Consider the following 12,673-nt stretch of genomic DNA (forward strand, 5'->3'; position numbering starts at 1 on the left):
CCACCTTTTCAAGGGAACTGCATAGGAATAATAAAGACGATAAGCGATGTGTTATGACGATAGAAAATCCTTTTTCTCTTATGATCTATGGATCATATCTCATTAGTAATATTCACTAAACTCATATGAGAACAATACCCACCATTTTCGCCGCCTCAGCACTCGCACTTGGCAGTGCTTCTGCCACTGCCGTCATGATTGGAGACATAACTCCTGTAGGCGGCGGCTTCAACAATCTGACCACCAGCACTGGCACAATCACCGTATCTTCGCCTCCATCAGGATTCGGTAATGGTAATACGAGCACTGTAGACGCTGGCACTTATTTGGTATCAATCAGCGACCTAACAGTCGACTCACTGAGCGATGTGGTTCTAAATTTCAGTCTCACACTAACTTCAAGCACCGCCGGCAGAAACATCGTCGAGAATGGCTTTACATGGACCATCGATAGAACAGCGGACGCTGACAACGAAGGCGCAAGAATCACAGCCAACGAGGGTTTTACCTTCTCTGTGAGCAACGTAACAGCTTCGTCTGCATCTAGCACAGAGCCATTAGCGGCTACATTTACGTCGTTCGACGATCTCGATATCTCAGTGCATGCAAATGGAGAGATAGCCAGTTTCGACCCAGCAACAGGCACCGTCACGGGGAATGGCGCAGCGGGAGCTGATTCTTTCAATGGATCACGTGTAGCCAATCTCGACCTAACCTTCGATGTCACCGCAGTTCCGGAGCCATCCTCTGCCGCCCTTCTCGGCCTCGGTGGTCTGGCTCTGATCTTGCGCCGCCGCAAATAATTGCGCATCGCGAAATAGCACTTTTTAACTCAAAGCCCTCCGACATTTCGGGGGGCTTTTTTTCTCTACCTGTTGACGGCAAGGCGGACGAAGCAACGATCGGACTCGGGGAAAAGGAGTTCGAGGTTCTCGTAGCGGAGGGTTTCGGTGCCGTCTCCATTGTCCTGAATAACCGGTTCCATTTCCACGGTTGTCCAGTCGCCGGTGAGGTCATCCGTGGCTTCCACTTTGTAGGTGACATCAAAGCGATCCACTGGGCGGGTGAAGCTGAATGTTAGAGCGTCGTTGACGGCGGGAATGTGGTCCGCAAAGTCTTGGAGATTGGGATTTGCGCCGAGGGCGTACTCGAGAAGGTCATTGAGCCCATCCTCATCATCATCCGCCAACGGACTGCCGATGCCGCTTGCTCCCGGAGTTTGCTCCGCCCAGTAAGCCCAGCCGGTGCGGGCTGCGAGTGTGCGTCCTGAGGCGATGTATGAGCCGACATTTCCGGTAAGAAGAGAGTCGAGTGGCTGGTATGCGAGGTGGGGCGATGTATCGGCGACATTTGGAGCATAGCCAAGTAATTGGATCTTCTGAATCACGCCGTTGTAGGGCTTCAGCGAAATCTCGTAGGGATTCCATGTTAGAAAACGGTCGCCATTGTTCCGCTCGATGAAAAACAAGGGTGACGAACCACTGACGGGGCGCGAATAGAGGAAAATCTGCGAATTTTCAGGATCAATGGCATATTCCAAAGTCCCAAGGCTCCCAGTAAAGTTGTAGCCGACCAAAGGTGTGTCTTCCTCACCGAACTCGAAGGGCCCAATGACCGCAGATGAGGTGAGTTGGCCGACCTCAATCCGATCCTCGATATCTGCCAGCGAACTGCCGAAGGCATAGTAGAAGCGGGACCACACTCCAGTGCCACCGGGTGTGTTAGGACGACGGCGAAAGTTGCCAACGATGTAGTTCCTCGAACCGGTTTCCGAGTTGGCCGTGCCCGCCACGCCATAGCGCCAGTCGCTGTTGCCCACGAGGTATGGGGGCAATGGTGTGGGGTCAAAGCCATGCACAATCGCGAGGGATGCATCGGTGCCGGAGGCATTTGCCGAAAAGGCAGCCCAGCCGGCGGAGTCGCTGGCAGAGACTGAGACACTATCTGCGAAGTTGGAGTTGTCGCGTGTGGGCGTACCATCGGGTGCGATCGTGAAATGATGTCCTAATTTGGTCCGCCGGACCCCACCCCAAGGCATGTTCACAAAGGTGATGTAGTCGGTGCCGAAATTATAGTAACCCAAGGTGCACTCGATCACTCCACCTCCCACGTCTCTCCATTTGGTAAAGGTGAGGATGTGAGGACGGAAGTCGTTGTTTCCGATATTATCCACATTCTGATTGTTATGTGGAAACTGGGACCAGTTGACGGTTTCGTAGGACCGGTCGGCGGGGTCGATGCGAGAAGCGACGAGAGGAGAATAAAACGGGCGCGTGAGGGCAGGATCGCGGAGGTAAGCGCCAGATTGGTGCACGAACCACTTTGAGTTGGGTGGATTATGCTGAGCCTGATCGACGTAAACTCCCTGCCAAACTTCGTCAACCCACGGAGCTTCGTCTGAGTCGCCGCCTTCACGGAATTGGGGCGGTATGGTTTCACCGATGGCGTCTCCTATCAGTGAGTAGACCTGGCCGCCTTTTCCGATGCGGAGCTGCCAGCTTTTGGATGGAACCGGATTTCCTCCATCGATTTCCTCATGTTTCATCAAGGCGTCAAAGACCAGGGATTCCCGCCATATGATGGCCCAAGGCGACCCAGACGGAGAATAGTCGCGAGTGAAGGAGAAGGTGCTTTCACCAAGCTGCGGCAGTTCACCGCCGTTTGGGAGCACGGTGGCCAGCTGCGGAGGAGCTGGCGGAAATTTCCCAATCTCGGTGAGCACAATCTGCACATCCGTCTTGGTATGGCGGATCTCGGCATCGAGGCCAGCGAATCCACTGACTGTGACGCGGTCAGGAGGAAAGACACGGTCGATTATGTTACTAGTAACCAAGGTAATGATGCCCGGGCCGCCCGTGTAGTTGCTGCCGTCGACGGAAAGTTGCGCAGCGTATCCGAGGTTGAGGTCGCCACTGAGAGTGATCGGCGTAACTCCTGTTGCACCGAATACAAATTCCAGCCGTCCGGCATTGGCAACGGTCATGCTGCCACCCGAGATCGATGCCGCGTCAGAACCAGTCACTTTGAAAACCGCATTGCCTCTTGTGCCGAGAGTGCAGTTGGGAAACGACAGAGAACCCCCATTGATGTTATAAAGGCCACTTGTTGCGAAAGTATTCGTGGATGCGATATCGAGACTTTCGGTGATGGTAACCTGACCACCGTTCTGGACAACGCTTCCAAACGAGGCGTCGAAATGTGCGATTCTAAATAAGCGAGTGCGTAAGTTCGCCCCGATGATGATGGTGGTGTCAGGTGAAGAACTGCTCCCGACTGTAGCGATGTCGATATTGGGAGCATTCGCTGCAATGGTGGCAGTAAGGCCTGAGCCGATGGCTGCGTTGTCACTGGCACCGGGTTTACTGCCTGTGGACCAATTCGCATCCGTGCTCCATAGGCCGTCGGCAGAAGTGTTGAGGAATGTCTTAGTTTCTGCCGACGATGGCAGGGCATGCAGAGCAATAAGAGCCGGTATGAGGTAGCGGCAGGTAATCGAAGTGGGTTTCTCTAGCATCGGTTTCTGAGATCGTTGTGATGGGGGTGGCAGGAGGTATGAAACATTCATGAGAATGCACCATCTATCCTATTTACACGTAATCCATGTGGGAAAATCTGAAAGGCCTTTTTCATCGTCATATTTCATGCCTTTATACCGTAATATAGAAAATCCTTAAGCTGACCTTTGCTGGCTGACTACGGAGTCAGCCCCTTTCATTTGTAACATCAGCTCCATTTCCCCCGTAGACTTAGACTCAAGCATAGAAGCACTGACTCCTGGTTGAGAGGCTTGCCATTTTCGGCACTAGGCATTGATTTTCAATCTGATCCGTGAAAGATCTTCCCCATAGTATGTTCCCAAGGTTCCTCATTCCAGCCCTCGCGATAAATGCATTCATTTCCCCATCGATCGATGCCGGTGAAAAACTTTCCTACAATCGCGACGTGCGCCCGATTCTCTCGGACAAATGTTTCCACTGCCACGGTCCGGACAGCGCCACCCGCGAGCCAGATGACAAACCACTGCGATTGGATTCGTTCGAAGGCGCTACGGCTGATCGCGGCGGCTACAATGCCATCACGCCCGGAGAGCCTGACAAGAGCGAGATGATCTACCTCATCTTCAGCGATGACGAAAGCGAGCAAATGCCTCCGCCGAAGTCACATCGAAGCCTAACAGACGCACAGAAAAAGATACTCCACCAGTGGGTCAAGGAAGGTGCTGTGTATGAAAAACACTGGGCCTTTGTGCCGCCCAAGCAACCGACGCCACCTGTAATGAAAGGTTCCAACTGGCCGAAAAATGACATCGATCGCTTCGTGCTTAATCGTCTCACCGAGAAAAAACTCCAGCCCTCCGACCAAGCGGACAAAGCCACTCTGATCCGCCGTGCCACCCTCAGTGTCACCGGACTTCAACCCACACCGGCTGAGGTCGACCAGTTTCTTGCCGATTCCTCACCAGACGCATATAGCAAGCTATTGGACAGGCTGTTAGAATCACCACGCTATGGCGAAAACATGGCCTACGAATGGATCGAAGCCGCTCGCTACGCCGATACAGACGGCTACCAGAACGATGGCGGCCGCACCATGTGGCCTTGGCGCGACTGGGTGATCAAGGCATTCAATGACAACATGCCCTACGATCAGTTCACCATTCGTCAGATAGCAGGTGATATGCTTCCGGGAGGCGACCAGCAGAACCTGCTCGCCTCCGCCTTTAATCGTAATCACCGCATCAATAACGAAGGAGGCGCACTGCCGGAGGAATTCATCGTCGAGTATGCGGTCGATCGTGTGGAAACTACCAGTGCCATCTGGATGGGGCTCACTTACGGTTGTGCGCGCTGCCACGATCACAAATATGATCCCATCAGTCACAAGGACTTTTTCCGGTTCTACGCCTACTTCAATAATGTCCCTGAAAAAGGCAAAGATGCCGGCGCCAAAGCCCAACCTTTCATCAAAATAGCGTCCCCCATCTACAAGGATGACAAAACGATCAAGCAGATCACTGCGATCGAAGACCAACTCAAGGCCACCGCTAGCAGTCCTGAGTTGAAACAGAGACAACAGCAGTGGCAGCAACAAATCACCACTGCGGCAACAGGCAGCCAACCACTTTGGCGTCGTGCAAAACTTGAGGGATCCACAATTTCCCCAGCTGCTAAAAACTCACTCGTTGAACAGCCTGATGGATCGCTCCTCAATACAAATACAGCCGTCGACCAGCAATATACCCTAGAGTTCGCCAAACCTGCGTTACTTGATCAACTAGCCACAGTCAGACTGGAAGTGATTCAAGATGACAGCATGAAAAAACCGTTGCACTTCTCTAACGGAACAGGAGGAGATTTCCTACTAACAGAATTTACCATCGAAATTAAAAAGGCTGATGGCAGCACTACTCCAGTTCCCCTCTCGCAGGCTGAGACGCCTTTCAGTAAAATAGGATTCGCCATTACTAACATCATCGATCACAAAGAAGAAAGTGGCTGGGGCGTGGAAGGATACCGTGCTGGTGTTCCAATCACCGTCTTTATCAATACGGCGAAAACTCTCTCCCTACAGCAGGGTGATCGCATCATTGTTAGAATGTCTCATGCTGGCGGCCACCCGATTGGAAAATTCCGTCTTTCATTCCACGGCCAACCAAACGCCAACGAGACGACGTATGCTATCCCTGCCGCAGTAGCCGCGGCTCTAACGATGCCGGAGGAAAAGCGTGATGCCAACATGCAGGCCGCTATCGATGCGTTTTATCTCAGTATCGATCCCGTCATACTCAAGCTGCAAGCACAGCGCCAGAGCGCAGAAAAACAACTGTCCAGTCTCGCTGTCAACGTGCCTGTGATGAAGGAAAAACCAAATCCAGCACCAACCTATTTGCTGGAACGTGGACAATATAACGCCCCAGATAAATCTGAAGCATTGAGCCGCAGTGTGCCGCTATGGCTCCACGACTCAAAAACCCAACCCACGAATCGTTTGGAGCTAGCTCGCTGGCTGGTCTCAGAAAAGAACCCGCTCGCGGCCCGTGTGATGGTCAATCGCGTCTGGCAGCACCATTTCGGCACCGGCTTGGTGAAAACCGCCGATAACTTCGGACTTCAGGGAGAACTACCGAGCCATCCTGATTTGTTAGACTGGCTTGCAGTCGATTTCATGAACAATGGCTGGGACATCAAACGTCTGCACAAGCTCATCCTCAGTAGCGCCACTTGGCAGCAGAAATCCGAGGCCGCTCCCGCCGTCTTTGTCGCCGACCCTGACAACCGACTACTCGCTCGCGGCCCACGTTTCCGCCTCAGCGCCACTGCCATCAGGGACACCGCATTATTTGCCGGAGGCTTGTTGCATGAACAGCTAGGCGGTCCACCCGTGAAGCCATACCAGCCAGCTGGGATGTGGAAAGCCATGGCCCACACTGCCAAAGTCACCTACAAGCCAAGTACGGGCACCGGACTCTATCGCCGTGATCTCTACACCTATTGGAAACGAGCCGTCAACCCACCGCGGATGATCCTCTTTGATGCCGCTACCCGTGACTACTGCTCGGTGATCAGGAACTCCACCAATACACCTCTGCAGGCACTGACGCTGATGAATGATGTCACCTTCGTAGAGGCCGCGCGCGGTCTCGGTGAACGTATGCTGAAACACAAAGCCTCGAATCCGGACGAGCGTCTCAAGTATGGCTTCCGTCTCGCCACCGGCCGCTTCCCGGACTCCGGAGAAAGCGCCGCGATCAAAGAGTGCTGGCTCGATTTCGCCCGTTATTACCAATCAAAACCCGAAGAGGCCGCTGAGCTACTCAAACACGGAGCCTCCAAGCGTGATAAAAAACTCAACGTCTCCGAATACGCCGCCTACATGTCCGCCGCACACCTGATGCTCAATATGGACAGCACCATTCACATCGAATAACTCTACATTTTCTAACATGGACCCTGCACTCGAAGCACAACTCAATCTGAACCGACGTCACTTTTTCAGCAAGACGGCGAAAGGCATCGGTGGCGCCGCTCTGGCATCATTGTTAGGCAGAGATCTGGCACTCGCCGCCGGAGAAAAAGGCGACAAGCTCAATGGCGGTCTTCATTTCCCGGCCAAGGCCAAACGTGTGATCTACTTGTTCCAAAGCGGTGCGCCATCGCAGCAAGACCTCTTCGACCCCAAGCCGCTGATCCAGAAATTTGCCGGTGAGGAACTCGCGAAGCATGTGAAGATGACCGAGCGCATCACCGGCATGACCAGCAATCAGAAGAGTTTTCCTATCGCTGCCAGTCACTACCAATTCAAACAGCACGGTCAGAGTGGGGCCACCGTGAGTAACCTCCTGCCGCATACCGCCGCGATCTCAGACAAGCTCTGCTACATCAAATCGATGCAGACCGACCACATCAACCACGATCCGGCGATCACCTTTTTCCAGACCGGCAGTCAGCTTCCCGGCAGACCGTCGATGGGCTCATGGCTCTCCTACGGTCTCGGCTCGATGAATGACGACCTGCCATCCTTCGTCGCCATGGTCTCGCGTGGAACAGGTCGACCCAACTGCCAGCCGCTCTACGATCGCCTCTGGGGCAGTGGCTTCATCCCCACCGAATACGCCGGCACCAAGTTCATGAGCGTTGGCGAGCCAGTCCCCTACCTAGCTAATCCCAAAGGCCTCGATAAAACCGCGCGCCGTCGCTGGCTCGACCACCTCGGCAAGGTCAACAAACATCATTTGGAAAAAGTTGGCGACCCGGAAATTACCGCTCGCATCAAGGCCTACGAACTCGCCTACCGCATGCAGACCTCCGTGCCGGACCTCACTGATATCTCCAAGGAGCCCAAGCATGTGTTAGAAATGTATGGCCCCACCGTCACGCAGCGCGGTAGCTATGCTTACAACTGCCTGATGGCTCGTCGACTCGCCGAGCGCGATGTGCGCTTCATCGAACTCTTCCACATGGGCTGGGACCAGCACTTCACCTTGCCAAAACAGCTCCCCGGCCAGTGCAAGGACACCGACCAAGCCTCCGCTGCCCTCGTCAAAGACCTTGAACAGCGCGGTATGTTAGACGACACCCTCGTCATCTGGGGCGGTGAGTTTGGCCGTACCACTTATTGCCAAGGCAAGATGACGAAACAAACCTACGGCCGCGATCACCACCCGCGCTGCTTCACCATCTGGCTGACCGGTGCCGGCATCAAAAGAGGCATCACCTACGGCGCCACGGATGACTTTTCCTACAACGTCACCGAGAACCCGGTGCACGTGCACGATCTGCACGCCACCATGCTGCACCTGTTAGGCGTGGACCACGAACGATTGATCTACAAATACCAAGGCCGCAACTTCCGACTAACTGACGTGCACGGTAAATTGGTCAAAGGAATCCTAGCATAGCGAAACATCATTTCTGAGCTCTGAATTCCAGTAACTTATCGTTATTTTGCCCTGCTATAATATCTTGTAAACCATCGCCATTGATATCGAGGGTCAACAAGGCCTTGGTATCATTTGGCATCACAATACCACTCTTGCGGTGCTGGATTGTCTTGAAGCCACTCTCACTCCATTCCAAGTGACAGCCGGGATTCCCACGCCATAAGCCAGTTTCGATCCAATTGGTGTAATGGTTCTGGGCAAGCACGAGTTCGAGTTTGCCATCACCATTAAAATCAGCAGATACGATGTCATTGATGGGCGATAGTTGGGCCTCCCAAGGAAAAGAAATCCAACGTAGCTTGATCCCTTCTCCTTTTTTTCCATCATTCATCCAAACACCGGACTCCAGATGGTTGGCGGTCACTTTGAATGCTTTTTCCAGTCGGTCTCCGTAAATATCAGTTAGGCTGGCTGATGCAAAATCGTGGTATGTCTTAAATAGCTCGCTCACGGCGGGCATAGCTTGGCAAGTTCAGTAACGCCCCCGCACTGGCAGCGGGCGATCTCTGTCTTTATCAATCTTTGCTTCGACTATGTGATTAGTGCCACTGCCATCGAGGTCGCCATAGTAGAGCATGGCGGGATACTTATCGCTGGGATGTTTGTACTTGGTATTTGTGCCTGTATTCCCAGCCACCAGATCGAGATCTCCGTCTCCGTCTACATCCACCGCATGGATCGAACGCCACCAGCCAAGATGGCTCGCTGTGCCTACGGATGATGAAACATCAACCAGCTTCCCTCCGTTGTTTTGGTAAATGATGACCGGCCCCCAGTCCGTGCTAACACATAAATCCGGATCATTGTCCTGATCAATATCTGCCCAGACTGCGTCAGTGACCATCCGGTCTAACTTTAAGCTGTCCTTGGAAACATCGGTAAATTTCACCACTTCGGAACTGGAGTCGTTACGGATCAAACGGCTTTGAGGAGAAAGCGGGTATTTCCCCGGTATCGACCTCGAACCGATGAATAGATCCAAATCTCCATCACCATCGTAATCCGCTGTCACAACACAACTACCGCTGTCTAGCAGAAATGGAAATGCGCCATCCGGAGCAGGCTCCAGAACGGGCACACCATTTTTGATCTGATTCAGGTAGAGCCTATCTTTATACAGGGTATCATCGAGTTCATACTCGGTGCTACCCGTCACAACGAGTAAATCCAGATCTTTATCGCCATCAGCATCGAACCAAATCGCAGCATTGTCCTCGGCATACTTTGCCAATCCTGAGAGTGCTGGCTGCTTGCTTCGCTTGAACGTCCCACTGTCATTCAAGAAAACAGCCCCTTCCTGGCCATGGGCACCTCCCACAAAGAAATCCTCGTCACCATCACCATCGATATCACCTTTGGCAAGGCACGGGCCGAGCTGTGAAAGTTTCTGTGGCAACAATGGTTCGACTTTGAAATCATCGAAGTCTTTATCCTTATGGACATAATCAGGTGCATTGGCTGGCACGAATCGTGGATTCACTGGCTTCTGTTCCGGGCGAGTGCCCACCTCCTTTTCCACCACTTTCAGCCATTTTGAGTCGCTAAGCGGAACATTCTGATAGGTTCCTGACGGCCAGTAGACTTCGACTTTCTTGGCCTCAGCTTCACCCAAACCAACATGCAACACACTATCGTTCTGTGATAAATATCCTGTGTAAGGATTCATCCAGCGGATGCGTTTGATTCCCCTGTCATCTGTGACAACGACACGCGAGCCTAGCCCCATGCGGTTGCTTTTAGTTCCTGTGAGAGAAATTCTAATGTTGTTTCCATCCTTGGAATGATTCCGATAAATTTTGGTATTCTTTCCCAGATCAGAAACGACCAAATCAAGGTCACCGTCGTTATCCAGATCGCCCATAGCTGAGGAGTAGCTCATTCCTAACAGGCCAAGGCCCCAGTCGGCTTTTTTCTTAAACTTCCGTCCATTCGTATTCTGAAACACCATGTTCTTTTCCGGTTGTTCAGGAGCATCTTTTTCTAACTCCCACATGGTTTTTCCGATACGCTTCTCATCCAAGTTTCCAAACTCGGTCTCACGATCTGCATTCATGAGATCTCTCACCATGCCATTCGTAAAAAATAAGTCCTGATATCCATCATTATCGAGGTCGCCAAACTTCGCTGTCCAACTCCAGTTACTACTGGATACACCAGACATGATGGCTGATTCTTGAAACTGATTCATACCCGTATTTACCAATAAATGATTCCGCATGTACTGTCGCGGCATGGATTGGGTCAGGGTTTGTCGGCGTAGTGGAGTCAAAGCCCCCATGCTGGTCTTCGATTTGTAATGTGTCGTTGAGGCCATCTCCGCGATCACAAGGTCAGGCATGCCATCGTGGTTAAAATCCGCTACATCACTCCCCATGGACGACCAACTGGTATGGGGGAACACATCATTGATCACATTGGTGAAACTAGGGATCCCGTTCGATTGCACTCCATCATTACGGAATAATCGATCAGGCACGGTAAAATCGTTGGCAACATAAAGATCAAGGTCTCCATCGCCGTCATAGTCCCACCACGCACTCGACAACCCCCAGCCTTCCATCTGAACCCCTGAGGCTAAACTTATGTCTCTGAATCTAAGTTTACCATCATTGCCCACGCCTTCATTGAGAAAGAGATAATCCTTCCGACCATATTCGGCTACGCTGTATTCCCCATCTACATCGATCTTGATCTTAAAATGTTTGCTATATTCAGCACTTATTTCAGGCAAGCCGTTACTGTATACCACAGGAACTTTAGCGGGTCTGCCATGAGGGCTAAAATATTCGTTACAAAGCAAAAACATGTCCAAGTCGCCATCGTTATCGATATCGGCGAAGGTCGCCTGTAGCGAAGCGTCTTTGACATCCAGTCCGGCGGCACCAGCAAGCTCGGCAAACTTGCCTTTTCCATCGTTCAAAAATAGTTGGTTAGGCGCATCGTAATTGCACTGGTAAAGATCCAGATCCCCGTCGCCATCGATGTCCACCAGCGCAGCGCCTGTTCCCCAGTTTTTATCACCACGCGCCGCATCAGGTAGTTCTTGAGTTGAAAATTTCATTTCTCCTCGATTGAGAAAAAAAGCATTGTTCCCCGCCGCTCCTGAAACATAGAGATCCAGCAATGAGTCACCGTCCACATCTCCCAAGCACAGAGCTCCTACGGCGGAACCAGAGTAGTAAAGGTAAGCGCGAGGATGATTCTCTGCGAAACGATGCACATAATCCACTCCCGTCTTCTCCGGCTGACACAGCTCGAACAGCGATGGGGCATCTGGTTCTGCGCCAATATTTCCGGCTACAATGATCCAAAGAAAAATGCTTCTCATGAGCAGCCAATAAACCAAAAAATAGCTACAACGGCAAGACCGCTGTAGCTATAGAAAATGAGATTATTTAGATGCCTACTTCCTGCGACGCAGGATCAAAGCCAGGCCGCCGAGACCTAAAAGAGCAGTCGACGATGGCTCGGGAACTTCAACGATCTGGAAACCTGCAACGGAACCACGAATGGCACCATCACGGTTCAAACCATCCACAACCAAGTCTCCACTCAGGCCGGTTACCGTGATACTGTTCGTGGCATCCCAGTTTGGCTGAGTCCCGTATCGCTGTTTCGTTCCTGTTGTCGAATAGTTTGTTCCATTGACATTGAATTCACGATAGGATCCGCCTGCAGTATCAGTAGCGAGATAAAGAATGGCTGTGTAATTTGTGTAGGGGATGCCGGTCACGGTCCAGTCAGCACCAGCAGCACCTGCATTCCCATCATCCAAATAACCACGCATGAGCTGGGCGTTACCTACTCCTGCACTTGCGTCAGCTTCGGCTTCACTATCGTTCCATGTTCCGGGTGCAGACCATGTGACAGATGCCATGGTAGTCGCGCCATCGGAGTCGATCAGGCTGCCAGCAGTACCGCTGACTCCGACTGTGTTGTTCCAGTTTGTGAAATTACCGATACCTGCGGAGGTTGCTGGTGCTATCTCCCGATTGTCACCCGTATCGGCAAAGTTCACGCTAATCGCGGCTGCCGAGGCAGCGCCTGTCATGGCTGCGAGAGCCAATAGTGTGTATTTTAGTTTCATATCTTTTATTGTGTGCTTGAGCAGAGTTCCTCGAATTAAAAGAACTCCATTTCTCATTAATTCATGAAACCATCATGTATCATTTTTAGGATTTTATCGTCAATTTCAATACAGAGGCAAACGACATTTGTCCCCTCGTGACGAAT

Annotated in this window: 7 protein-coding genes; 3 read left to right on the forward strand and 4 right to left on the reverse strand. The window is 52.0% G+C overall.

Features of this window, described 5'->3' with window-relative positions; translation table 11 throughout:
• Nucleotides 1-125 precede the first annotated feature (125 nt).
• Nucleotides 126-803 carry a PEP-CTERM sorting domain-containing protein gene (locus tag ACSPJT_RS09425; RefSeq protein ID WP_435896127.1) on the forward strand — a complete coding sequence of 226 codons (678 nt, stop codon included), beginning with the start codon at nucleotides 126-128 and terminating at the stop codon, nucleotides 801-803.
• A 65-nt stretch (nucleotides 804-868) separates the two neighbouring features.
• On the opposite strand, the gene ACSPJT_RS09430 is transcribed toward ACSPJT_RS09425, so the two are convergent.
• On the reverse strand, nucleotides 869-3,565 hold the full coding sequence (locus ACSPJT_RS09430; RefSeq protein WP_435896128.1) for a hypothetical protein: 2,697 nt from the start codon (nucleotides 3,563-3,565) through the stop codon (nucleotides 869-871).
• Between the two features lie 263 nt (nucleotides 3,566-3,828).
• Between ACSPJT_RS09430 and ACSPJT_RS09435 the strand changes: the two genes are divergently transcribed.
• Nucleotides 3,829-6,927 (forward strand): PSD1 and planctomycete cytochrome C domain-containing protein, encoded by a 3,099-nt coding sequence (locus ACSPJT_RS09435; RefSeq protein ID WP_435896129.1) that lies wholly within the window; start codon nucleotides 3,829-3,831, stop codon nucleotides 6,925-6,927.
• A 16-nt stretch (nucleotides 6,928-6,943) separates the two neighbouring features.
• The gene (locus ACSPJT_RS09440) at nucleotides 6,944-8,398 is read left to right on the forward strand and encodes a DUF1501 domain-containing protein (RefSeq protein ID WP_435896130.1); all 1,455 of its coding nucleotides are present in this window, start codon (nucleotides 6,944-6,946) and stop codon (nucleotides 8,396-8,398) included.
• A 7-nt stretch (nucleotides 8,399-8,405) separates the two neighbouring features.
• On the opposite strand, the gene ACSPJT_RS09445 is transcribed toward ACSPJT_RS09440, so the two are convergent.
• The 3 genes from ACSPJT_RS09445 to ACSPJT_RS09455 all read right to left on the reverse strand — a co-directional run bounded on the left by ACSPJT_RS09445 (nucleotide 8,406) and on the right by ACSPJT_RS09455 (nucleotide 12,527).
• Nucleotides 8,406-8,891 carry an FG-GAP repeat domain-containing protein gene (locus tag ACSPJT_RS09445; protein WP_435896131.1) on the reverse strand — a complete coding sequence of 162 codons (486 nt, stop codon included), beginning with the start codon at nucleotides 8,889-8,891 and terminating at the stop codon, nucleotides 8,406-8,408.
• A 21-nt stretch (nucleotides 8,892-8,912) separates the two neighbouring features.
• On the reverse strand, nucleotides 8,913-11,768 hold the full coding sequence (locus ACSPJT_RS09450; RefSeq protein WP_435896132.1) for a CRTAC1 family protein: 2,856 nt from the start codon (nucleotides 11,766-11,768) through the stop codon (nucleotides 8,913-8,915).
• Nucleotides 11,769-11,843: 75 nt separating this feature from the next.
• Nucleotides 11,844-12,527: a PEP-CTERM sorting domain-containing protein gene (locus ACSPJT_RS09455; protein ID WP_435896133.1), complete on the reverse strand. Its 684-nt coding sequence runs from the start codon at nucleotides 12,525-12,527 to the stop codon at nucleotides 11,844-11,846.
• Nucleotides 12,528-12,673: the final 146 nt, after the last annotated feature.

Source organism: Oceaniferula spumae, assembly GCF_042849255.1.
Lineage (GTDB): Bacteria > Verrucomicrobiota > Verrucomicrobiia > Verrucomicrobiales > Akkermansiaceae > Oceaniferula > Oceaniferula spumae.

Excerpts from the sequence above, each read along its gene's own strand:
- ACSPJT_RS09425 (WP_435896127.1), top strand. The coding sequence starts at position 126 with ATGAGAACAATACCCACCATTTTCGCCGCCTCAGCACTCGCACTTGGC.
- ACSPJT_RS09430 (WP_435896128.1), bottom strand. The coding sequence starts at position 3,565 with ATGAATGTTTCATACCTCCTGCCACCCCCATCACAACGATCTCAGAAA.
- ACSPJT_RS09440 (WP_435896130.1), top strand. The coding sequence starts at position 6,944 with ATGGACCCTGCACTCGAAGCACAACTCAATCTGAACCGACGTCACTTT.
- ACSPJT_RS09450 (WP_435896132.1), bottom strand. The coding sequence starts at position 11,768 with ATGAGAAGCATTTTTCTTTGGATCATTGTAGCCGGAAATATTGGCGCA.
- ACSPJT_RS09455 (WP_435896133.1), bottom strand. The coding sequence starts at position 12,527 with ATGAAACTAAAATACACACTATTGGCTCTCGCAGCCATGACAGGCGCT.